The organism is Ruegeria sp. CJ6, assembly GCF_056536665.1.
In genome coordinates this window covers 223,779-246,121 of record NZ_JBQFQB010000002.1, presented here as the reverse complement: position 1 = coordinate 246,121, position 22,343 = coordinate 223,779, and the positions used below count along the sequence as shown (strand labels likewise).

The 22,343-nt window shown below is 56.9% G+C and carries 20 protein-coding genes; 6 read left to right on the top strand and 14 right to left on the bottom strand.

Going from position 1 to position 22,343, the window contains the following annotated elements; all coding sequences use genetic code 11:
* Positions 1 to 28: 28 nt before the first annotated feature.
* From ACR0BT_RS06845 to ACR0BT_RS06795, 11 genes are all read right to left on the bottom strand, one after another.
* Entirely contained in the window at positions 29 to 1,873 is a 1,845-nt protein-coding gene (locus tag ACR0BT_RS06845; RefSeq protein ID WP_480762779.1) for a family 1 glycosylhydrolase, read from the bottom strand.
* A gap of 67 nt (positions 1,874 to 1,940) precedes the next feature.
* Positions 1,941 to 3,854, bottom strand: a complete 1,914-nt coding sequence (locus ACR0BT_RS06840) for a beta-galactosidase (RefSeq protein WP_480762778.1) — start codon at positions 3,852 to 3,854, stop codon at positions 1,941 to 1,943.
* Positions 3,851 to 4,711 carry an SMP-30/gluconolactonase/LRE family protein gene (locus tag ACR0BT_RS06835; RefSeq protein ID WP_480762777.1) on the bottom strand — a complete coding sequence of 287 codons (861 nt, stop codon included), beginning with the start codon at positions 4,709 to 4,711 and terminating at the stop codon, positions 3,851 to 3,853. Before ACR0BT_RS06835 ends, ACR0BT_RS06840 begins: the two co-directional genes overlap by 4 nt.
* On the bottom strand, positions 4,708 to 5,313 hold the full coding sequence (locus ACR0BT_RS06830; protein WP_480762776.1) for a 2-dehydro-3-deoxy-6-phosphogalactonate aldolase: 606 nt from the start codon (positions 5,311 to 5,313) through the stop codon (positions 4,708 to 4,710). Before ACR0BT_RS06830 ends, ACR0BT_RS06835 begins: the two co-directional genes overlap by 4 nt.
* Positions 5,310 to 6,203: a 2-dehydro-3-deoxygalactonokinase gene (locus ACR0BT_RS06825; protein WP_480762775.1), complete on the bottom strand. Its 894-nt coding sequence runs from the start codon at positions 6,201 to 6,203 to the stop codon at positions 5,310 to 5,312. Before ACR0BT_RS06825 ends, ACR0BT_RS06830 begins: the two co-directional genes overlap by 4 nt.
* Positions 6,204 to 6,207: 4 nt before the next feature.
* A complete protein-coding gene (locus ACR0BT_RS06820; RefSeq protein WP_170394433.1) occupies positions 6,208 to 6,975 on the bottom strand; it encodes an SDR family oxidoreductase in 768 nt (255 codons plus the stop codon).
* The gene (locus ACR0BT_RS06815; protein WP_480762774.1) at positions 6,975 to 8,684 is read right to left on the bottom strand and encodes an IlvD/Edd family dehydratase; all 1,710 of its coding nucleotides are present in this window, start codon (positions 8,682 to 8,684) and stop codon (positions 6,975 to 6,977) included. The genes ACR0BT_RS06820 and ACR0BT_RS06815 overlap by 1 nt, the downstream gene beginning before the upstream one ends.
* A gap of 54 nt (positions 8,685 to 8,738) precedes the next feature.
* Positions 8,739 to 10,079, bottom strand: a complete 1,341-nt coding sequence (gene melA / locus ACR0BT_RS06810) for an alpha-galactosidase (RefSeq protein WP_480762773.1) — start codon at positions 10,077 to 10,079, stop codon at positions 8,739 to 8,741.
* A gap of 22 nt (positions 10,080 to 10,101) precedes the next feature.
* Positions 10,102 to 10,950, bottom strand: a complete 849-nt coding sequence (locus tag ACR0BT_RS06805; protein WP_170394442.1) for a carbohydrate ABC transporter permease — start codon at positions 10,948 to 10,950, stop codon at positions 10,102 to 10,104.
* 1 nt (position 10,951) lies between these two features.
* Positions 10,952 to 11,878, bottom strand: coding sequence for a carbohydrate ABC transporter permease (locus ACR0BT_RS06800; protein ID WP_170394445.1), 927 nt, complete (start codon positions 11,876 to 11,878; stop codon positions 10,952 to 10,954).
* 94 nt (positions 11,879 to 11,972) lie between these two features.
* Positions 11,973 to 13,232: an ABC transporter substrate-binding protein gene (locus tag ACR0BT_RS06795; RefSeq protein WP_170394448.1), complete on the bottom strand. Its 1,260-nt coding sequence runs from the start codon at positions 13,230 to 13,232 to the stop codon at positions 11,973 to 11,975.
* Between the two features lie 140 nt (positions 13,233 to 13,372).
* Between ACR0BT_RS06795 and ACR0BT_RS06790 the strand changes: the two genes are divergently transcribed.
* The 3 genes from ACR0BT_RS06790 (at position 13,373) to ACR0BT_RS06780 (ending at position 16,308) form a co-directional block, all read left to right on the top strand.
* A complete protein-coding gene (locus ACR0BT_RS06790; RefSeq protein ID WP_170394450.1) occupies positions 13,373 to 14,167 on the top strand; it encodes an IclR family transcriptional regulator in 795 nt (264 codons plus the stop codon).
* On the top strand, positions 14,164 to 15,222 hold the full coding sequence (locus tag ACR0BT_RS06785) for an ABC transporter ATP-binding protein (RefSeq protein WP_480614367.1): 1,059 nt from the start codon (positions 14,164 to 14,166) through the stop codon (positions 15,220 to 15,222). Before ACR0BT_RS06790 ends, ACR0BT_RS06785 begins: the two co-directional genes overlap by 4 nt.
* A gap of 63 nt (positions 15,223 to 15,285) precedes the next feature.
* Positions 15,286 to 16,308 carry a trans-3-hydroxy-L-proline dehydratase gene (locus tag ACR0BT_RS06780; protein WP_480762772.1) on the top strand — a complete coding sequence of 341 codons (1,023 nt, stop codon included), beginning with the start codon at positions 15,286 to 15,288 and terminating at the stop codon, positions 16,306 to 16,308.
* A gap of 37 nt (positions 16,309 to 16,345) precedes the next feature.
* On the opposite strand, the gene ACR0BT_RS06775 is transcribed toward ACR0BT_RS06780, so the two are convergent.
* Positions 16,346 to 16,927, bottom strand: coding sequence for a YceI family protein (locus ACR0BT_RS06775; RefSeq protein WP_170422841.1), 582 nt, complete (start codon positions 16,925 to 16,927; stop codon positions 16,346 to 16,348).
* A gap of 86 nt (positions 16,928 to 17,013) precedes the next feature.
* Here ACR0BT_RS06775 and ACR0BT_RS06770 point away from each other — a divergent pair, with 86 nt between their 5' ends.
* From ACR0BT_RS06770 to ACR0BT_RS06760, 3 genes are read left to right on the top strand one after another with little or no spacing between them, the layout of a single operon-like run.
* A complete protein-coding gene (locus ACR0BT_RS06770) occupies positions 17,014 to 17,550 on the top strand; it encodes a sigma-70 family RNA polymerase sigma factor (protein ID WP_170422839.1) in 537 nt (178 codons plus the stop codon).
* Positions 17,547 to 18,284, top strand: a complete 738-nt coding sequence (locus tag ACR0BT_RS06765; RefSeq protein WP_170596179.1) for a hypothetical protein — start codon at positions 17,547 to 17,549, stop codon at positions 18,282 to 18,284. Before ACR0BT_RS06770 ends, ACR0BT_RS06765 begins: the two co-directional genes overlap by 4 nt.
* Before the next feature lie 59 nt (positions 18,285 to 18,343).
* On the top strand, positions 18,344 to 19,423 hold the full coding sequence (locus tag ACR0BT_RS06760; protein ID WP_170646940.1) for a helix-turn-helix domain-containing protein: 1,080 nt from the start codon (positions 18,344 to 18,346) through the stop codon (positions 19,421 to 19,423).
* A gap of 171 nt (positions 19,424 to 19,594) precedes the next feature.
* Here ACR0BT_RS06760 and ACR0BT_RS06755 read toward each other — a convergent pair whose 3' ends face one another.
* Complete coding sequence (locus ACR0BT_RS06755) at positions 19,595 to 20,671, bottom strand: DUF2793 domain-containing protein (protein WP_480762771.1); 1,077 nt, start codon at positions 20,669 to 20,671, stop codon at positions 19,595 to 19,597.
* Between the two features lie 181 nt (positions 20,672 to 20,852).
* Positions 20,853 to 22,283, bottom strand: a complete 1,431-nt coding sequence (locus ACR0BT_RS06750; protein ID WP_480763031.1) for a mannose-1-phosphate guanylyltransferase/mannose-6-phosphate isomerase — start codon at positions 22,281 to 22,283, stop codon at positions 20,853 to 20,855.
* Between the last annotated feature and the right edge of the window lie 60 nt (positions 22,284 to 22,343).

The following is a 22,343-nucleotide window of genomic DNA, read 5'->3' as shown; positions in this document are numbered from 1 at the left end:
TCGGCCTGCTTGAAAATGCGCGGCCAAATTACCGTGCCAAGGCATTCTTACAGAAATTGTTAGCGCCAACAATGCCAAACTCATCCTGTTCTGACACATACAGGTTCATCGATTGCCGCAATTCATCGAACCGCCCACCCGCGTTGAAGGCACGCAGAAAATCCTGACCAAACAGCCAGCGGTTCTTTTCGGCCACCCCGCCAACAAGAAACACACCTCCGGAGGGGATAAGAGCAACAGCAAGATCGCCCATTATGGCGCCCAGATGCTCGGTGAACATTCGCGCCGCCTTAACAGCGCAGGCATCCGAGCCGTCCTGAGCATCCTGCAGAATGTCTTTTGCCGAACGTATCATGCCGTTGGGCTGACCTTCGGCCATCCCGATCGCCTGATAGAGGACCGGCAGCCCGGTTCCGCTCAGGAACATCTCGGCCTCGATGGTGAGCGTATCGTCAAAAAAGCACTCGGGTATGATCTGGCGCGCTGCGCGGAAAACCTCGACCTCGTCAAGATGGCGCGGGGACAATCCAACATGGCCGCCTTCGCCGGAAACGGTGTGAAAATGTCCTTCAGAGTAGAGCAGGGCGCCCACACCCAGCCCGGTTCCCGGCCCGACAACTAGCCGTGTCCCCAGTGGTGGAGCGGGTGAGCCCTGCAATACCTCAACATCATTCTCGGTAATCTCGGCGACTGACCAAGCGGCAGCCGTGAAATCATTGATGACATAGGTATGGTGCGCGCCGGTTGCTCGGGCCAGAGCGTCTTCGGAAAGATCAAGATTGGCATTGGTCAGGCGAATGGTGCCGTTCTGGACCGGCCCCGCCCCGGCAGCAACGACCGCGCGCGGTTTTGTTCCGACCTCGTCGCACAAACTGTGTAATGCGTCTTGCAGGTCGCTTACGGAGCCGGTGGGATGTTTGCGAAGATCGGTCAGCGCCCCCTCGGTTACGACGCCCAATCTTGTATTTGTGCCGCCGATATCAGCCACCAGATTCCAATGTGCGTGTAACCCTCCCTTGGGTCTAATCCATGGGGCCGGCTGGGCGTCACTTGTTTGGATTGTCTGTAACGCCTCGACGTCGGTCCCGGACTGAACGAAAATGCCGTGTACCAAGGTGTCGGATTCAAGCGCGTCATGCATGCGCTCCAGCGTATGCACCAAGTCGTGACCCGCATCGGCAGCTACGGTCACGAATGAAGGCAGCGATTGCTCATGTGTTGTGCGCATGAGCCTGTCTATGTCAGTGCCTTCTTTCACGACTACGCTGCACCAATCAATCGGCTCGGCGATGATGGAAAAATCATCCCGCCAATTTTCGGGAAAGTGGCTGGCCAATCGATCCAGCAAAGACTGCGAGTATTGCCCGTTGGTTATCGTATCAAGGATGAGCGGATCGACCTCTACACCCAGATTGGCCATCCCATAGCTCCGCATTTCCTGACGCGCCGCGCCCTGTGCAAGCAATTGATGGTGCAGGCTGCGGGCATTGGTGCGAGGGTCGCGTTCGATTCCGACGGACGGATTCAAGGTAGAGATGTTGAATATCCGATCACCCATCCGAGCGACGATTACCTCAGAAAACGCTGCAAAATAGTCGACCATTACTCGATTGCGCCACCCGCCGATATCCTCCAGCGCTGGGGGGATATCGTTGTGATCCAGCACGATGCATGGCCGAATGCTGTGTGCCAAAAGCTGATCAATCCGCTGCTCGCACTGATCCAATGCGCGTGCATCAGGAATGCGACCGTCTGGCATGATGTGTTGCCAACGAACTGTAAAGCGGTGCATGTCTAGGCCAGTTGCCGGTTCTGCAGGGGAAGCCGCACCAAACAGAAAGCCATTGGGAAAGTCAGAACGGGTATATTTCATTGTCGCAACCTGTTGGAGCCATGACCAGCGTCACGCCATCTAACAGGTTATGTTAGCGGTATCTAGATTAACGTTTATATGAACCGCGCGTCCTGAACAGGACATCACATCCCTCGATCTGCTGGCCGTCCCATGTCACTGAATGCGCATTATAGTTGATCAGCACTTCGTGCGACTGCGTCTCGCGCCGCCGCAGCCCTTTGGGCATCGGATGGAGCGCCAGATCCGTTTTCTGGGCCGCCATGGCTATGACGCGATCCCAAAGGGCCTCATCGGGGAACCCCGCCAAATACCAAAGACCGGCACCGCCATGCAACGCCGCAGCGCCATCTGCGAAAGAAAGCAATTTTTGGGCGGAGCCTGACAAGCGCTCAACCCAATGTTCCGCAGCACCACCCCCTTCGACAATACGGGTTACGCCGGGTGGCAAAGTTTCGATCAGATCGACATGGCTGCTGAGGCCATCAAGACCTGGGCGCCCCGAATCATGGATCTGAAAATCTGCGGTGATTGCCCCGCTGCGCGGTCCCAGAACGGCAAGATCACATCCTTGTAGTAGCCTTTGTTCAAGATCGCCTAGGGCAGCCAGGCCCGGTGCTAGGATCAGATTATAGTGCTCCTTGCCGACCTTGTCCTGAGGCACGAAATCCACCGACAACCCAGCGCGCCGCAACGCGCGGTAGGCAGAGAATACGAGCCGGAAATAGTCGAACCCCGCGCCCTGAGGCTGCGTTGTCCAGGCCCAGTCAGATGCATAATCGAAGACGATAGCAACCTGTGCATGGGCTGGTTTAACCGTGCCTATCGCGGCCAGATCATCGGCGGTCTGACGCGCCTCTGCCAAACCGGGTGCTTCGTCGCCATGCGGGGTAAGTAGACCGGCATGCATCTGTTCCTGCCCGAACGGTGCTTGCCGCCAGCGGAAATAGCTGACCACTTCGGCCCCATGGGCCACCGCCTCAAGCGACCAGAGACGCACCATGCCGGGCAGGGGTGCCGGGTTGTAGGGGGCCCAGTTCACTGGACCGGGTTGCTGTTCCATGACCCACCAACGGCCTCGACCGACGGCGCGGTATAGGTCGTGGTGAAAGGCCTGCATGTCCGGATCACCCTGCTGCAGAAATGCAGTCTTGTGCGGCTCGTCCACTTCCAACCGATCCGACAGGAAGCCAATCGGATAGCTGTCCCACGTCGCGATGTCCAAATCCCTGCCTACATCGAAATGATCGAATTCCAGCACACGCCCCATGTAATTGTGCAGCAATGGTTGATCCGTTAGCGGCCGCAGCGCATCGACCTGGGCCTTGTTGAACGCCACCACTTGATCCGAACTGAACCTGCGAAACGCCAAGACGTGTGCCGGGTTGGGCTCGGTCACGGTCCGGTTCGGCAGCTCGATCTGATCGAAGCTGTTATATTCCATCGACCAGAACACATTCCCCCAGGCATCGTTCAACGCGTCGATCGAGTTGTATCGGTTCGCCAGCCAGCGGTGAAAAGCATACAACGCCGCAGCACTATAGCTGAGCGTCGTATCGTGACAGCCATATTCGTTATCGATTTGCCAAGCAGCGATATGCGGGTTGCGGCCATAGCGCTGACCCATGATCTTCGTGATCCGCTTGCATTCGTCGATATAGCCGGTGTGACTAAAGCAATAATGTCTGCGTGAGCCGAACTTGCGTAGATTGCCATCAACATCCACAGCCAGCATGTCGGGATGCTTGTCCAGCATCCATCGCGGAGGTGTTGCCGTCGGGGTGCCCAGCACAATCTTCAGCCCTGCCGCACCCAAGGTTTCAATCGCGCGATCCAACCAGTCGAATTGCAGGTCTCCAGCAGTGGGTTCCATTCGGCTCCAGGCGAATTCGCCGATCCTGACCCATTTCAAGCCAGTCTCGACCATGCGCGCGGCGTCCTGAGCCCAGTTTTCTTCGGGCCAGTGTTCAGGGTAATAGCAAACGCCAAGTTCCGGCTTCATAGTATAACTCTGTGTTCAGCTTGACCTTGCGCCACATTTGGCGCGGTGAGTGTCATGCCATTCGTCGGCGTTCTTACAAGAGTGTCCGCGTCCAGCCCTTGGCGGGCGGTGGTGCAGAACAGTGTAGTCAGGTCATCACCACCAAAACTCGGGCACGAAGTGTGTTTGGCATCGAAACCAACCGCTCTCAGGAATTGACCGCCGGGCGTATAGGCTGCAACCCGGCTGGCACCCCATTGGGCGATCCAGATGTTTCCGTCGTGATCAACCACGGCACCGTCCGGGTTCAGATCTTCGCTTTGCAGGTCAAGGAAGACCGCCGCTTTTTCTATGGGCCAGCCTGTCTGCGCGTCCAGTTCCCAACGCATGACCAGCTTGGTGGCGGTATCGCTGTAATAGGCGCAGGATCGGTCCGGCGCAAAGCAAATTGCATTTGAGATGGTGATATCTCGGACCAATGGCCGTAGCTCGCCATTCCAATAGCGATAGATCGAACCTGCGCCTACTTCTGCCTGTTTGCCCATGGTGCCAATCCAGAACCCGCCCCAAGGATCGGCGCGCCCATCATTGGATCGAGTCACCGGATTGTCGACCTCAAGCGGGGCGATCAATTCTTTGGCTCGACTCTCAAGACCAAATCGCCACAGGCCGGTTTCCGACGCGATCAGCAAAGTGTCACGGTCTACCCATCCTGCGGCTGAGACATGTTCATCGAACGCCCAGCTACGCGCTTGTTCATTTTCTCGCGTCATCAGTCGTTTGCCGATGATATCGAACCAGAAAAGCTGTTGCCGTTCAGGGTGCCACAATGGCCCCTCGCCCAATTCGCAGGGGCGGTCGTCATAGACCTGACTCATCCAACGGCCTCATCATAGGCAGCAACGATTTGCCGGGCACGGTTTGCTATTTCTCCAACTGACATTCCGGGCTTATAGAGCGCAGATCCAATTCCGAAGCCGTCGGCGCTGGCCTCGATCCAGGCTCCAAAGTTCTCGGGGCCCGCACCGCCCACCGCAAAGACCTGAGCACCCGGCGGCAAAACAGGGCGCAGCGCAGCCAACCCTGCAAGACCGGCAAGCGAACCGGGGAAAAGTTTTAACCCTGTAGCCCCAGCCTGGAGCGCTGCGAAGGCCTCGGTCGGCGTGAACACACCCGGCCAGCTTTGCAGCCCAAGCGCGACAGAGCGTTGGATTACGGACACATCGCAATTTGGCGAAACGATCAGTTTGCCCCCGACATCGGCAACCGCGTCAACCTGATCGGGGGTCAATACAGTACCCGCCCCAATAAGCGCGCGGTCCCCGATTTCCGAGGCGAGAACTCGGATACTTTCCAGCGGATCGGGAGAATTCAACGGAACCTCAATCCGGTCTATGCCCGCTTCCAACAGGGCGTGACCGACGGGTATTGCCTCGTCAGGGGTCAGCCCACGCAAGATGGCGATGATGGGGCGGCTCATGCGGTTTGCCTCGTTAATGTTCGGGCCTGCGACAGACCCGCAAGTGTTGCGATTGTGGCGTCTGCGGTTTCGACCATGGCACCTTGTTGCTGCAGGGCGGTCGCGTAGGCCTTGGTCAGACTTTCCGAGCCGATGATCGCCAATTGTTGGCCCAGCCAATAGGGCCGCGATGCGGCAAGCTCGGCGCCAATCAGGAACCCTGAAAGACGGGCGCGTGCAACGCTCTTGCTTTGACCGTGCAGCAAATCAGCGGCCCGTAGCCCGAATAGGCGCGCTGCCAGCTGCTCGGGTTTCGACAGCATGTCGGCAACCGCTTCGGTAAAACTCGCGTCGTTCCAGCCCTCGTCAATTGAATGCTGCAGAACGGATTGCCCGCGCAGCAGATCAAACAACTCGCCGGTCATGAAGGTTCGGAAACTGACCACCTCTCCGGCACTGATCTGGGCCCACTTTGTATGAGTGCCGGGCAAGCAAATCACACCGTCCCAATTCTGATGCGTGCTGAGGAACCCCGCAATCTGAGTCTCTTCGCCGCGCATCACATCGGGGGGGCTGTTCTGTCTCAGCCCAGGAACGACGAAGGCCCGAATACGCGGATCGGTGTTTGGAACGCGGAAGGGTACGACCGGAATAGGCTCGGATGGAACCGCAGAATACGGGGCCTCGACCCAACCCTGTCGTGCCCCGACCATTCCGCAGGCGATCACATCTACCGGTTGCCCGGGCAGCCAATCTTCGATCAAAGCCAGCAGGGCCGACTGAAAAACCCCGCCCGCTGTGCGGGACATACCATCCTGCGACGCGGCCTGTGCCAGAATGCTGTCCCCTTGCATGGCCCATGCCCGCAGATGAGATGTTCCCCAGTCAACAGCGATCCACTCGACATTCATAGCGTCACCCCGTTCCTACCACGCCGCCGTCAACCACCATGCACTGCCCGGTCATTGCACGGCTTGCGCTTGAAGCCAGAAACAGGGTTGGTGCGATCATGTCTTCGGGCGTCAGATGCTCTTTCAGGCTCTGGCGATCCATATGCGCAGCCAGATCTTCGGGTGTGGCCCACATGTCCAGCTGTTTCTGTGTCAGAACCCATCCCGGTGCCAGCGCGTTGACGCGAATTTTATGTGGCCCAAGTTCACGCGCCAACGAGCGTGTCATGCCGGTGATCGCCGCATTTGAACTGGTATAGATTGGATAACCTGCGTTCCCCATCAGGTAACTGATCGAACTGAAATTGATGATCGAACCGCCTTTGTCCTTCATCTGTCGCGCGGCTTCCTGACAGGCAAAATAGTAGGCCTTTAGGTTGACTTCGATCATCCAGTCCCAGAACTCGGTTGTAGTTTCTTCAAGTGAGTGCCGCTTGTCATTCGCGGCGTTGTTGACCAGCACTTTGATCGGGCCATGGGCTTCAGCTGCTTTGGCCATGGTGGCGTGCAACAGCTCGGTATCGGTCATGTCACCCTGCAAAAACAAGGGGGCACGGCCGTGCTTGTCACGCATCTGTTCGACAAATTCACCGGCATCTGACCGACCGATAAAGGCAACTTTAGCCCCTTGGGCCATGAACCCGTCAGTCAACGCTGCACCAACGCCCGAACCGCCGCCGGTGATATAAACAGAGGCTCCGTTGAGGTCTTGAAATGTAGCAGGTTGATCCATCAGTGGCTCTCTCTCGTCACTAGGCGCGTGTCTTTGCCCACAAGGAAATCAAGGTCCGCGCCGCGATCAGCCTGCAACACGTGGTCGATATAAAGCTTCGCATACCCGCGCGAGTAATGCGGATCGTCCGGTTGCCACAGGGCGCGGCGGGCGTCCAGTTCCTTTTCGTCGACCAGCAGCTGCAGCTCGCCCTTGCTGGCGGACACGCGAATACGGTCACCGGTTTTGACCAACGCCAACGTACCACCGGCCTGAGCCTCAGGGCTGACATGCAGGATAACTGTCCCGAATGCAGTACCAGACATACGCGCGTCCGAGATCCGGATCATGTCGCGTACGCCGTCTTTGACCAGCTTGGCCGGGATCGGCATGTTCCCAACCTCGGGCATCCCTGGATAGCCCTTGGGCCCACAACCTTTGAGGACCAGAATGGTCTCAGGTGTTACTGGTAAGTCGTCGCGGTCGATATTGGCTTTCAGATCTTCGATGCTCTCAAAAACGTATGCTTCGGCCTCGGTTTCCAGCAGTGCATCTGTGGCCGCTGAAGGCTTCACGATTGCCCCGTTGGGCGCAAGATTGCCGCGCAGAACCCTCAGGCCTGCGGTGGGTTTTACCGGATCACTAAATGGGCGGATGACGTCTGAGTTGAAACACTCAGCCCCTTCACAGTGGGCCGAGATGTCCTTGTTCAGAACTGTTCTTGCCGGGCGCAGGAAAGGTTTGAGTTCGCTCAGAACCACTGGCACGCCGCCTGCATAACAGAAGTCCTCCATCAGGTATTTGCCGGAAGGCATGCAATTGACCAGCAGGGGGATTTCTGATCCGATTTCAAAGTCTTTCAACGTCAAGTCGACACCCACGCGACCTGCAAGTGCCAACAGGTGGACCACTGCGTTTGTCGATCCTCCGACGGCCGCATTGGCGAGGATGGCATTCTCAAACGCCTCCCTGGTCAGGATATCTGATGGCTTGAGGTCCTCGTCCACCATCTCGACAATGCGCTTGCCGGTCAGATGCGCCAGCGCCATGCGGCGGGCATCAACGGCGGGCAGGGCGGCGTTGGTGGGCAGCGACATGCCCATCGCCTCAACCAATGAGGCCATAGTACTAGCGGTGCCCATAGTCATGCACACACCCGCGCTACGCGACATGCCTGATTCAGCGTTCATGAAATCCTGAAGTGTCATTTCTCCGGCACGAACAGCCTCGGAAAACTTCCAGACATCTGTGCCCGAGCCGATATCCTGACCCCGGTATTTGCCGTTCAGCATCGGGCCAGAGCTAACCACGATGGACGGTAAATCGACCGAGGCTGCACCCATCAGCTGCCCCGGGGTGGTCTTGTCGCATCCACCCAGCAGGACAACGCCGTCGATACCATAGGCGCGGATCGATTCCTCCACATCCATCGCCAGCAGGTTGCGAAACAGCATGGCGGTGGGTTTCATCTGGGTCTCGCCCAGCGACATAACGGGGAATTCCACTGGAAAGCCGCCGGCCTCCCACACGCCCCGTTTCACGCCTTCGGCCAGATCACGAAGGCCCGAATTGCAGGGCGTCAGTTCCGACCATGTGTTGCAGATACCGATGATGGGGCGCCCGTCAAAAGCGTGATCCGGAAAGCCCTGGTTTTTCATCCAGGACCGGTGAATGAACCCGTCCTTATCGAGTTTTCCGTACCAATGCTGTGAACGGCGTTTTTTGGTCATTATTGGCTCTGTCTGTCTGGCGTTGGAATTGAGTGTTTTTTGAGAAGACGAAGATTAAGCTGCGCGGGCGGGGCGGCACCAATCTGGCAGCCAATCGCCATGGGCAGAAAGCAGATCGGTGACGAGGCCGCGAATTTGGCGCAGATCCAGCTCGGCCGCAGTATGGGGATCCATCATTGCGGCGTGATAGATGTATTCGGGGTTTTCTTCGGTCAGCGCGCGAACCGTTAGCTCTTGTACGTTGATCTGGGTCCGCATCAACGCGATCAGTTGTGGCGGGATATCCGTGACCACGGAAGGCTGGACGCCATTCGAGTCAACCAGACACGGCGTTTCAACCGCTGCACCTAGGGGTAGTTGCGGAATCTGACCCGTATTTGGCAGGTTGCCGTAAGCTGTGTACGGCGTGTCTGTCGCGATTGCGTTCATAAGGTCGGCGGCGAATTCATGGCTTCGGGTTACTTCAATGTTCCGACCATCTGTCAGGGTCTTGGCCTGTTCCTTCCAATTGGCCACCTGCTCGACACAGCGGGTCGGGTATTCGTCCAGCGGTATGCTGAACTGTTCGATCAGGTCATTGCGACCGTCTTTGATGAACCAAGGAACGTATTCTGCAAAATGCTCGGAACTTTCGGTGCAGAAGTATCCAAGATGGTCCATCACTTCGTACCGGACTTTGTTTGGACAGCGCGGCATTAGCAGCGGAGGCTTGGGTAAATGCCCGGCGCGATAGCCCTGACGCAAAGCCGGATACAGATCGCGGCCTTCATGCTCGAGCTTGAGGAAGAACGCGACGTGATTGATACCGGCAACTTTGTAGCGAAAGTCCGCCTTGGGCAGGTCTAGATCATGCGCCAGTTCTTCGACCGTGTTCTGGACAGAATGGCACAGGCCGACATGTTTCAGATTAGGGAAGCGCTCAGCCAGAGACCAGGTGTTGATGGCCATCGGATTCACGTATTGCAGCAGAGTTGCGTTGGGGCACAACTGCATCATGTCCTGCGCGACGCCCCACAGAACGGGCACAGTGCGCAGGCCGCGCATAATGCCACCAACACCCAGCGTATCGGCGATAGTCTGACGCAGGCCATATTGTTTTGGGATTTCAAAATCTGTCACTGTGCAAGGCTCATACCCGCCAACCTGAAAGGCAGTGATCACGAAATCTGCGCCGTCCAGCGCCGCGCGACGATCCGTGTGGGTTGAGACGGTTGCACCCGTGCCGACTGAGCGGATCATGGCCTTGGCCACAGCTTCGCTTTCGGCCAAGCGCACCGGATCGATATCCATCAGCGCAAAGTGGCTGTCTGCAAGGGCAGGGGTGAGCAGGGCGTCGCCCACGATGTTCTGCATGAAGATCGTGGAACCTGCACCTACAAAGGTGATCTTGGTCATGAGGTAAACCTCTGGTTTGACGTTATTTTACGGCACCGAGGGTCAGGCCCGCGATGAAGTGTTTCTGCATCAGGAAGAACATGGCAACCGGCGGCAGGGCTGCCACTATAGAACCGGCACTCATCAACTGATAAGCAGCGCGAAATTGCGCGTTAAAGCTGGTGATCCCGGCTGTCACGGGCTGGCTTTCGGCCCCTTGGGTCAGAACAACAGCCCAGAAATAGTCGTTCCAGATGAAGGTGAAAATCAGGACACTGAGTGCGGCGATGGCCGGTTTCATCAGTGGTAGAACGACGTACCAGAAGATTCGCCATTCGCTAATGCCCTCGACCCGTGCGGCCTCGATCAGTTCGAATGGCAGGGCGCGGATGAAGTTGCGCATGAAGAGCGTGCAGAACCCGGTCTGGAAGGCGATGTGGAATAGCACAAGCCCTGTTTTGGTGTTGTAAAGGCCCAACTCCAGCGTGAGATCTCGCACAGGGACCATCAGGATCTGGAAGGGTACGAAATTGCCCGCCACAAACATGAAGAAGATCCAGAGGTTCGATTTGAATTTGTAGATCCCCAGCGCGAAGCCTGTCATGCAACTGAGTGCAACGGCCCCGATTACCGTTGGTACGGTGATCAGGAACGAGTTCATCAAGTAACGTGGCATATCCGAATTGAAAAAGACCTGACCATAGTTGAACGCGCCCTCAAAACTGGACGGCATCCCCCAGTAATTCGCATTGGTGAAGTCTGCGGCTGGTTTGACCGAGAAAAGCGCGACCGCCAAAAGGGGGCCCAGCCATAGTAGCAGTGCCAGAGGCAACATCGCCTGATAAGTGATCTGTGCCGCACGGGGTTGTTTTTCGATCGGTTTGGGAAACATCTCAGTGCCCCCTTTCTTCGCGGTACATCGACCACAGGAAGTAGGCGATGAAGCAGAGCATAATCAGGAACAGGATCACAGCGATAGCTGCGCCATATCCCATGCGGAAGCCGTATTCGGACAGCGCGACCTCGAACATGTAGTAGGCCAGCACGCGGGACGAGCCAAAAGGACCGCCCTGTGTCATGATCGAGATCAGGTCAAAGCTGCGCAGCGCGCCGATGATTGTCACAACGAATGCGATGAATGTTGCCGGGCGCAGCTGCGGCAGAATGATGTGCCACAGCATTCGCCCACCTTTTGCGCCGTCCAGACGCCCGGCTTCGATCTGTTCGGGGTCGACGGCGTTCAGGCCGGTGAGGTAGAGGATCATGCAATAGGCCGTTTGTGGCCATAGACCTGCGAAGATAATGCCGTAGGTTACGAAGCGCTCATCCCCCAGCACGTTCAGTGGACCGAGGCCAAAGAGGCTTAGGAATTCATTTAGCAGGCCAAAGGTTGGGTCGTAGAACCATGTGAATACTAGCCCAACGACGACCTGAGAGATGACGAAGGGAAAGAAGAACAAAGACTTGTAGAGGCGGATGCCCCAGACCGTCTGGTTCAGGAACAGTGCGATAAACAAGCCTGCAGGGATTGCGGCCAGATACAGGATCAGCCAGATCAAGTTGTTCTTGAGCGAGATGTAGAAAGCGTCGCGGTCCACCCATTCCCAATACAGATCTTCATAGTTGCGAAAGCCGACATATTCAGCTGCACCTAAACCGTCCCATTCATAAAGAGACAGATTGAAAGATTGAAAAACCGGGATGATCACATAGACCATGAAGAACAACAGACCCGGAGCCAAAAACAGCCAGGGCGCGATGCGCTGTTGGTTTCTGTGGAACCAGCTTTCTTGCTCGGGGGCGTCAACGGCAGCGGTCATGGGCATCTCGGATCTGGTGGGTGAAGGCGGGCTGAAGCCCGCCCTACTATTGTGCAAGGTGTAGGCCGGGCTTCAGCCCGACCCTGGACAAGATTTAGTTGTCGTAGATGCGCTCGCGCGCACGTTCCAGCTTGGCCAGAATCTTGTCAGCGTTGTCCGGCTTGACCATGAATTCCTGGAAGCCTTCCATCGACACTTTTGCCATTTCCGCTGGTGCGTCGCGGTCCCAGAACTGTGCAACACCGCCGGGGCTGTTAGACGATAGCATGACAAAGCCCTGCTGCAGGAACTTGTCGTCGTCGACTGCAGATTGCGCGTTCACAGGCAATTGGCCGAGGTTTGCACCGTTGTTGATTTCGGTCTGTTCGTCCGCAGAGACTGCGAAACGCAGGAACTCACGCGCGGCTTCCTTGTTCGAGGCATTGGCCGGGATATGGAACGTATCGGTCGGCGCGTCTTCGGCCAGTTCAACATCGGGGTTGATGGCGACAAACTGATAGAAGTCCAACTGATCGTCGGTTAGGCCTGCTTCACGCAGCGGAGCCACAGCGAAGTTACCCATCAGATAGGCGGCGGCCTCACCGTTGACCATAAAGGGCAGGGCTTCTTGCCAGCTATATGTCTGGTGGTTGTCAATGAATGCGCCCATGTCGATCAGCTGTTTCCAGTTGGCGAAGGTCTGCTTAACCCGGTCGTCTTCCCAGCTGATCTCGCCATTTGCGAGTTGATTGTGAAAGTCGAACCCGTTGGTGCGCATGTTCAGATAGTCAAACCAGCCACCTGCTGTCCACAGGAACTTGGTGCCGATGGTATAACAGGCGCGGCCGGAATCGACGATCTTCTGGCAATTGGCCAGTTCTTCTTCCCAAGTGGTCGGCTCGGTCAGACCCAGCTCATCAAAGATGTCTTTGCGGTAATAAACGCCCCATTGATAGTAGGTGTACGGGACACCCCACTGTTTGCCATCTATGGTCATCGCACCTTTGGTCGAGGCCAGATTGTCGGCGATTTCAGGTTCAGCCCACAGGTCCGAGACGTCTTCGAAAAGACCCGCTTCAACATAAGGCTTCATCCGGTTGGCTGCATACCAGGTGGCAACGTCTGGCGTGTCAGCCGTCAGGAAGTTGCGAATCTGGGTCTTGTAGGCCTCACGGTCGATCACGGTGGTTTCGATTTCCAGACCGGGATGTTCGGCCGCGAATCGCTCGATCATCGCTTCCATCGTCGCGCGCGGCGCCGGGTTGGACGTATCGAGGAAGATTCGCAGCTCGCCGGTCAGCTCTGCCGCGACGGGCGCAGCAAGTGCCACACTGGCAGCCAAAGCAGCCGCTGTGCGCTTGAACATGGAATGCATAGTTTCCTCCCTTAAGCTTCCATATTGGTCTCAAATATTGAAACCTTGTTTTATATATTGAAAACTACACATCGACTCGGCTACTCTTGTCAAGACCCTCGTGCCCAAAGCCGAGGGAAAGTGGAGGAGAACAGGCACCCGTGGCAGGTGACGGAACAATAGGAAAAGCATGTGACGTGCTGGAACAGGTCGCGGCCTTCGAACGCCCGGTGCGGTTCGGGGAATTGCTGGAACGCAGTGAATTTCCCAAGGCGACGCTATACCGTTTTCTGCAGTCGCTAACCAATCAGGGCATGCTGCACTACGAACCGGAACGGCAGACCTATTCGCCAGGTATGCGATTGGTGCGACTGGCGCATTCGGCATGGACGCATAGCTCATTAGCTCCAATTGCGCGGCCTTTCCTGGACGCTCTCAGCGCCGAGACAGGGGAGACCGTGCACTTGGCGCAACTTGATTCCGGGCAGGTGCTTTATGTGGATAAGCGCAACGCGCAACGACCAATTGAGATGTATTCTGAGGCCGGCAAGGTCGGCCCGGCCTATTGCACAGGCGTTGGCAAAGCGATGATGGCCTATTTGGACGAGGCACAGTTGGAAAAGACGATCTCGCAACAAAGCTTTCATCGGTTCACTGACAAGACCTTGGCCTCGGAAAAGGCATTGCGGGCTGATCTCGTTAAGATCCGCAGCCGCGGTTACGCAGTTGATGATGAAGAGCATGAGCCCGGCATCATCTGCATTGCCTGCCCGATTCTGACTAACGGGGGCCGCATGTTGGGGGCCCTATCGGTGACAGGATCGACTGGGCGAATGGATTTCGAGCAATTGCAATCTTGGGTGCCGCGCGTCCGGCGCGTCGCTGAACAGATCGGCACAGAAGCACAGGCGTGGCGGTTCCCCGAGGGCCAACAGAATAGGATGCAAGCAACATGACAGGTGTAACCCTGAAAGGCGCGATCAAACGGTATGGCCAGACGCAGGTCATTCACGGGATTGATCTGCAGATTGAAGATGGTGAGTTTTGCGTGTTCGTGGGCCCCTCGGGCTGCGGTAAGTCCACGCTGTTGAGGATGATCGCGGGTTTGGAAGAAACCTCGGACGGGGAAATCCATATCGGCGCACGTGAAGTCACGCATGTGGATCCTGCCAAACGCGGAGTGGCGATGGTTTTTCAAACCTATGCGCTCTATCCCCATATGACCGTGGCCGAGAACATGGGATTTGGTCTGCGGATGAACGGTGTTGCCAAGGCCGAGATCGATCAGAAGGTTCAGGAAGCGTCAAATATTCTGAAGCTCGACCAATATCTGAAACGCAAACCCAAAGCGTTGTCCGGCGGTCAGCGTCAGCGGGTCGCGATCGGGCGTGCCATTGTGCGCGGCCCCGAGGTGTTCCTGTTCGACGAACCGCTCTCGAATCTGGATGCAGAACTTCGCGTGGAAATGCGGGTTGAAATTGCGCGGCTTCATCAGGAAATCGGCGCGACGATGATCTATGTTACGCACGATCAGGTTGAGGCGATGACCATGGCCGACAAGATTGTGGTATTACGTGACGGTCGGATTGAGCAAGTGGGAGCCCCCATGGACCTGTATCGCGACCCCGACAATAAGTTCGTGGCGGGTTTCATCGGGTCTCCTGCAATGAACTTCCTTGAGTGCGATGTCGTGGACGGCATGGTGCGGCACCCTGCACTTACTGATGATGTCCCGGTCACCGAGAGCGTTCCCAAAGGAGCGACGAAAGTAACATTGGGTATTCGCCCCGAGCATATTCAGGTGGATCGAAACGGTGACACCTGCACAGTTGATCTGACCGAAGCGCTCGGTGGTGTTTCATATTCTTATCTGCTGACGCCAAATGGCGATAAGCTGATTGTGGAAGAACGGGAAGACCAACGCAGTACGACCGGTGACCGCATCGGGCTTTCGGTTCGTCCTGAGCGTGCGATGCTGTTTGATCCAGAGTCGGGTCAGCGGCTGCGATAAGGCTTGCCAGACCGGATCTGTTTTGCATGACTGCGCATTATCCATCGGCTTTCAGGAGGCTCAATGCGCAGTTCCAAAACCATCCATGTAATCTCGGCCCATGCTGAAGGCGAAGTGGGCGACGTTGTCGTCGGCGGCGTCGCTCCGCCTCCGGGAGAGACGGTATGGGACCAAAGGACCTTTATCGCTGAAGACCAGACATTGCGGGATTTCATGCTGAATGAACCTCGCGGCGGTGTCTTTCGCCATGTGAATCTGTTGGTTCCACCAAAAAACCCCGAGGCCGATGCAGCGTTCATCATAATGGAACCGGAAGACACGCCACCGATGTCAGGCTCCAACTCGATTTGTGTCTCAACGGTTCTGTTGGACAGTGGCATTCTTCCGATGCACGAGCCTGAAACCCATCTGACATTGGAAGCCCCAGGAGGGTTGATCCGCGTCCGCGCCGAATGCCGCAATGGCAAGGCCGAACGTATCTTTGTGCATAATGTGCCAAGTTTCGTCGACAAGCTGGATGCTCGGATCGAGGTTGAGGGCATCGGGACGTTGCGCGTGGATACCGCGTTTGGTGGCGACAGTTTTGCAATTGTCGATGCCGCCGATTTGGGTTTCGAGCTTACCCCTGATGAAGGAGCTGATCTTGCAAGGACTGGCGCGCGTATCACCGATGCCGCCAATGAGCAGCTAGGCTTCGATCACCCCACTAAAGACTGGAGTCACATTTCGTTTTGCCAGATTGCAGGCCCGCTCGATCGTCAGGGCGATATTCTCATCGGACGAAATACTGTCGCCATCAAACCGGGTAAGCTGGATCGTTCACCTTGTGGCACCGGTGCTTCAGCCCGGATGGCGGTTTTGCTGGCCAAGGGAGAAATGACGATGACCGATCGCTACCACGCGCGTTCAGTCATCAACAGTGAATTTCGCTGCCGTATCGTAGAGCGGCATGATCTGAACGGCCGCGTGGCGATCACCCCGGAAATCTCGGGGCGAGGCTGGATTACGGGTACGCACCAGCACATGCTCGACCCCGATGACCCATGGCCTGGCGGCTATCGCCTACGCGACACTTGGGGGGCATAAGCCGGGGCCAAATTCGACCCAGTACTATTCTTTGGTTTCAACCTTCGAGACTGAACATCAATCGTGCGGTCACCGGTACGGTGCGGGTGATGCTGGGTAGTTGCGCCAACTCCATCAGCTTGTCTACGCCTGCCGAAACGCCCGCATCCTCGGTGCTGATGAACACCATGTCGTTGGTTGAAACCATGACGGTATCTTCGGCCACACGCAGGACAAACATATCGGTGTAGAATTCCACCTCGGTCCCCGCCAGAGCCAGCTTCGCATCCACCTCAATCGTGTTACTGGCCCCCACATCCAGTTTCGACACTTGGTCCATATCAATGTTCGCGCTCAATGTCGCGGTCGCGGCCTTGCGAAACACATACTCGATCATCCGTTCGTTACGGATGTCGATATTCGTTTCGACCGACGACAGATCGATATCGATATTAACCTTGCCATCTTCGCTGACATGACCCGAAAGGTTGGTGAAAGAATTGACCTCTCCTACATCATCGATCTTGACCGTTCCATAAGCCAGATGAGACGCATCCGGGTTTAGTGTCCAATCAGCGGCCAGACCCGGGCCTGCAATAATAGCCGACGCAATCGTGATTGTTTTGAACAGAAGTTTCATTTCTTTCCTCCAGGATCTATGACAGTTCTGACCAAGCGGGCCCGGTCCCATGTCAAAGCAAACACACACAGGTCGCGTTTTATTCGATGAGTGTTGAGATAAGCACCGAACAAGCCGTGCGCGGCGCTATCCAGACCCACTCGAAACGGGTCTGGCGGTTTGGGCTGGCTTTGTCGGGGGCGTCGGATGTTGCAGATGATCTGTTGCAGGCGACGGCGTTGAGGGCGTTGGAGAAGCACCACCAGGTCACCTCGTATGAACGGCTGGACAGTTGGCTGATGACGATCTGCCGTTCAATATGGCTGAACGAGATACGGGCGCGATCCGTAAGAAAGGCACAGGCGCTTTCAGTCACGCCCGAGGCGGAATTAGTCGCGACAGGGCCTGATTCAGAAACGAATATTTTCGCCGCTCAGGTGTTTACTCAAGTGATGCAGCTGCCAGAGGCGCAACGTGAAACGGTGATGCTTGTGTTTGTCGAAGGCTACAGCTACCGCGAAGCTGCGGATATGCTGGACGTACCCATCGGCACAATCATGAGCCGGCTTTCCAATGCCCGGCAGAAACTGAAAACCGTTATGCAGCACGATGCGGCTGACACCGTGCAACGGAGTGGCAAATGAAGTTTTCCGACGAAACACTTCTGGCCTATCTGGAAGGCAGCCTCGATGAGGCCGAAGCCCGCGCCATCGAAGACGCGGTGGCCGAGGATTCTGCACTCGAACACCGACTCATGGCGCTCGACCCATTTGCCCAGGTTGTGCAGCAGGCTTTTGAAGGCATTCCAACTGAGGCGCCTTCGATCGATCTGCCCATTCCGAGCGCTCAACAATCCAATGCCGGACCGCTCCGTTTGCTGGCGGTCGCAGCCTCAGTTGCTGTTATTGCTGCGTCTGCAACATTCTGGGCCACGCGACCACAGGCATTGGGCTGGGCGGAGCAGGCTGCGATCTATCAATCGCTTTATTCACCGGACACGATTGCCGATCTGGACAATTCTCAGCAAACGCTGGACGCGCAGTTTGTTCAGGCCGAGGCTCAGTTGGGTCGTTCACTGAACCGGGACGTGTTGGAAACTCTGCCGGGCCTTGATCTGAAACGTGCTCAGGTACTGTCGTTCAAAGGTAAACCTTTGGTGCAGGTGGTCTTTGCTGACGCCCAGGGCAATCCGGTGGCGTTTTGTGTGATCCGGCAAGGCGCGGGAGCACCGGTCAAGGATGTGAACCTTGCGGTGCTCAGTGGTCTTGCGACAGCGACATGGGCGAATGATGGCTACGGCTATATGCTGTTGGGTGGAGATGCGCAAACAGACCTGAGTGGAGAACTAAGTGTTTTGACCGAGGCGTTCTCAGGCTGAGCGACAAGAATCCGCAAAACCACTTGTGAACCGCGGTAAATGCCCGAAGAATACCCGACATGAAGCCGAACCCTCAGATACCGGACCCGGATGATGAGGCCTTGGAAGAAGGGCCGCGCAGCATCTATGACGCCGATCCGCCGGAAGACGACGATTTGTGGTTCCTTCCGCCCGACGGCGAAGAAGACCCGGGAGAATTTCTGCCCTCTGTACCGAGACCGGACCAGCGTTTGCTGTTTGACCCAAGGGACTGGCGTGCGGCCCAATCCGAGTTATCGGCTGAACTTGCCGATCTGGCCGTCACATTTGGAGCTCTGGATGAACGTTTGCGCGCGGGTCCCAAGGGGTGGGGTCACCGTCTGGCCCTGATGGAGGTCTCGGATCTGGGCTGGTGGACGGGCGACCGGATCAGCGTCGACCGCCTTGCGCTTTGGACCGGTTTGCGGATCGGAGCAACCGGTGATGATGTGCAGGCTTTGTATCGGGCGGGATGGGCAGTGAGGCGGCTGTCGTCGGGTGCTGCGCCATCAGAGGGCGGCTGGGATGCGGGGCTGACCGCTTTTCTAGACCGTCAGGCCCAAGGTTTCGAAGATACACCCGAAGCAGTGATTGATCTGGCGGAAACCATGCGAAATGTCGCCGGTTTGCACCCGGTTACCCAGGCCGCCATCGGATTTCACGCGTGGCGCGCGTTGTCTCCTGGCATCGGACAGGATACCGAGGCCGCGGTCATCGCGGCCCGCCATGCCGCCGCGATGGGTCGAGGTGGCGCATTGTTCATGCCGCTTTCTCTGTCGGGCCCAGGTGCATTGCGGGGGGCAGGATCGTTGGACGAGAAACTTTCGGCCTGGATTCAGGGGGCAGGCCAGGCCTCACTTGCGGCTTTGCTGCATTTGGACCGGATCAGCGCTTGGGAAGGGCGCGCCCGCGACGCCATTTCGGACCTAAGCGGTCGAACCCCACCCGTGCTGATTGATGCATTAACGGCTTGGCCGATGGTTTCCGCCCCGCTGGCCGAAGAACTGACCCATGCCTCGCGTGCAGCGGCACAGCGAAATCTGGACAAATTCAGCGATAGGGGGCTGATCCGCGAAGTAACCGGGCAGGGTCGATATCGCGTATGGACGGCGGCCTTGTAACTGGCATTGATCTGTCGCTTTCACAAAGAGTGAAATGATAGGGTTGTTAGCTGGGTTCCTGGTATCGATCTTGGTACAGGATAAGACAGATCTTTGCGTGTTGTCTGGATCGGTCAGAAACCAATTTGCAAGAACGATAACCGTCCGGGCGATGGCCCGAACGGTCTTTATTCAGTACCAACGACCGACTGCGATCACTGTTGGGGCTACACTGGTAGCGTCCAAGGATGGAGCCATCACCTGATACGTCGCTTGAGTTTCTGAAGGTGCGTCAAACCCCATAAATCGGCCAATACCGCCGCCGTTCCCGCTGAGAGCGGGAGAACTGCTGTCAGCAAAGGCAATAGGGAAATCCCAATTGGCGGTACCGCTGGCGAACATACTACCAGTTGCGGTCGTGCAGGCCACCGCACTTAGAACGGCGGTGCAAATCTGGGTTCCGTCAGCAAAGCGCGTGTAGTCACCATTTGCATTGCCGCCCCTCTCGATCACCGCTCCGCTGGGTACGCCGCTGCTTTCGGATACGGTGCCCAGCACATTGCCCGGTCCGTACCCGTAATCTGCCCGCATCAGGCGACCCGAGGTGGTGTCATCGGCGCTGCTTTGCACAGCCGCTCCGCTGGCTGTTCCGGTTGTGGCGTCAAACCGCAAAGCATCGACCCAGCTTCCGCCATCCTGCGAGACCTTGATTGAAAAATTTGTATCGCCGGATAGGCCCATTTCGGCATGGCCGGTCCAGTTCGATTGAAACAGCAGCGAGGCAGTATCACCGGCACCAGCCTTGTTGATCTTGAGTTGGTGGCCAGCGCCCTCATGCGTCAACAAGGTGGCAGGGCTACGTACGGCCAGACGGTTTGTGCTGTCTGATCCGGTTGCGATGCCGATCCCGGAAAGGTTCTGTGTATTGACCGGCGGGTCGATCCACGCCGACCCGTCCCAGACTTTCAACAGCCGTGCATTTTGATCCCAAGCCCGCCAGCCCATGTCGGGCGTCAAGAAATGCCACCCGTTGTCCAACCAAGCCGCCAGTTTTCCATCCTGTCCGGACCATGCCGCGGTCGGAGACGTGCCCAATGCATAGGTTTCACCCTGATCAGGAGCAGCTGGTGGGATAGTCGCGTTAACGGACGCAACGCTTAGCTGCACCACCAGATCTAGCGCACGCAGCGCTTCGTTATGGGTCACATGTTTTTGGGCCTGCGCGGGTTGCAGATAGGGCAGATTTAGACGGGGAGAGTTCTGTGGCATGGGCATCCTCCTGTGGTGTCGGTCCGATGATGATTGCGCGCCACACTGCCGTGATGTGCGTAAATCCCGCCTGACCCAGCCGAACGCCCAGGTTTCGAATTTTTAAGATTTGGTCTCAGAAATATGGAGACATCTGCCTTGCAGATGCCCCAAAACTTGGATCAGTTCTTGAAATCAGATCTCAGTCACGCGCGTAGACATCTTCGTAGCGAATAATGTCATCTTCACCCAAATAGGTCCCGGTCTGCACCTCGATAAGAACCATTGGCACTTTGCCTGGGTTTACCATCCGGTGCACGGCCCCGAGCGGCACATAGACGGATTCATTCTCAGACACGAGCTGTACCTTGTCGTCAATAGTCACCTCGGCGGTGCCTTCCACGACAATCCAATGCTCGGACCGATGGTGATGCGATTGCAAGCTCAGCGAAGCGCCGGGATGGACGTGAATGCGTTTGACCTGAAACCGATCGCCGATGACGAGGCTTTCGAACCATCCCCAAGGGCGATGATCAACGGGCAATGCTTCCGCCTGCTTGGCGCCTTTTGCCTTCAATGCTGCGACGGCCTGCTTGACGTCTTGCGCCCGGTCCATGCTGGCGACCAAAACCGCGTCAGGCATAGCCACGGTGATTACGTTCTCTAACCCCATTGCAACAACTTCTTGCGCGGGCGATTCAGAACGCACCAGCACGTTGCGACAATCTATGGCGGTCACTTCGCCGGCAGTTGCAACGCCGTCCGTATCGGGGTTGCTCAGCTCTTGTACGGCAGACCAGCTGCCCACGTCTGACCACCCGGCGGCATAAGGGACAACGCTGAGATTGTCGGCCTTCTCCATAACCGCATAGTCGATAGAGATGTCCTGAACTGTCGCCCAGGCCTCGGGATCTAACCGCAGGAAGCCCAGATCACACTGTGCATGCTCAACCGCCTTCTGAACGGGCGCAATTAGATCATGTGCATGCTGGTCGAAAGCCTCAAGGATATCTCGGACCGCGAACAAAAAGATGCCCGAGTTCCAAAGATAACTCCCTTCAACCACCATTGCCTTGGCGTTTTCAAGATCGGGTTTTTCAACGAACCGGTCAAGTTGCACAGAAGCGCCTGACGAGTCCGGTGCTTGGGCGAGCTTAAGGTAGCCATATCCGGTTTCGGGTCGGTCGGGTGTGATCCCAAACGTCACCAGATCTCCACGCTCGGCTATTGTGCGGACCCCTTCGGCGACGGCCGCATGAAAGGCCGCACTGTCTGGAATGACGTGATCCGACGCGGCCACCAGCATCATCGCGTCGGGGTCAGTGGATGAAAGGTGCAGGGCAGCGGCCAGCACTGCAGGTGCAGTATTGCGTCCTTCGGGTTCGATCAAGATCGGACCCGGATCGACTCCGATGGCCATCAACTGTTCAGGGACAACAAAGCGGAAAGCCTCGTTGGTCAGGATCAGAGGTTTGGCGTAAGGCGTGTCGGTCGGGCCTTTCAACCGCTCGGCACATTGCTGCAGCAGGCTGGTTTCACCAATCAGCGGAACAAACTGTTTGGGGTAGCTTTTACGCGACAACGGCCAAAGCCGAGTGCCGGAACCGCCACATAAAATTACAGGATAGACCATGCTCACGGTGCCTGCCCCTTTTGAACCTTTTAGCTTAAACTATTGAATTGAAATCGGAAT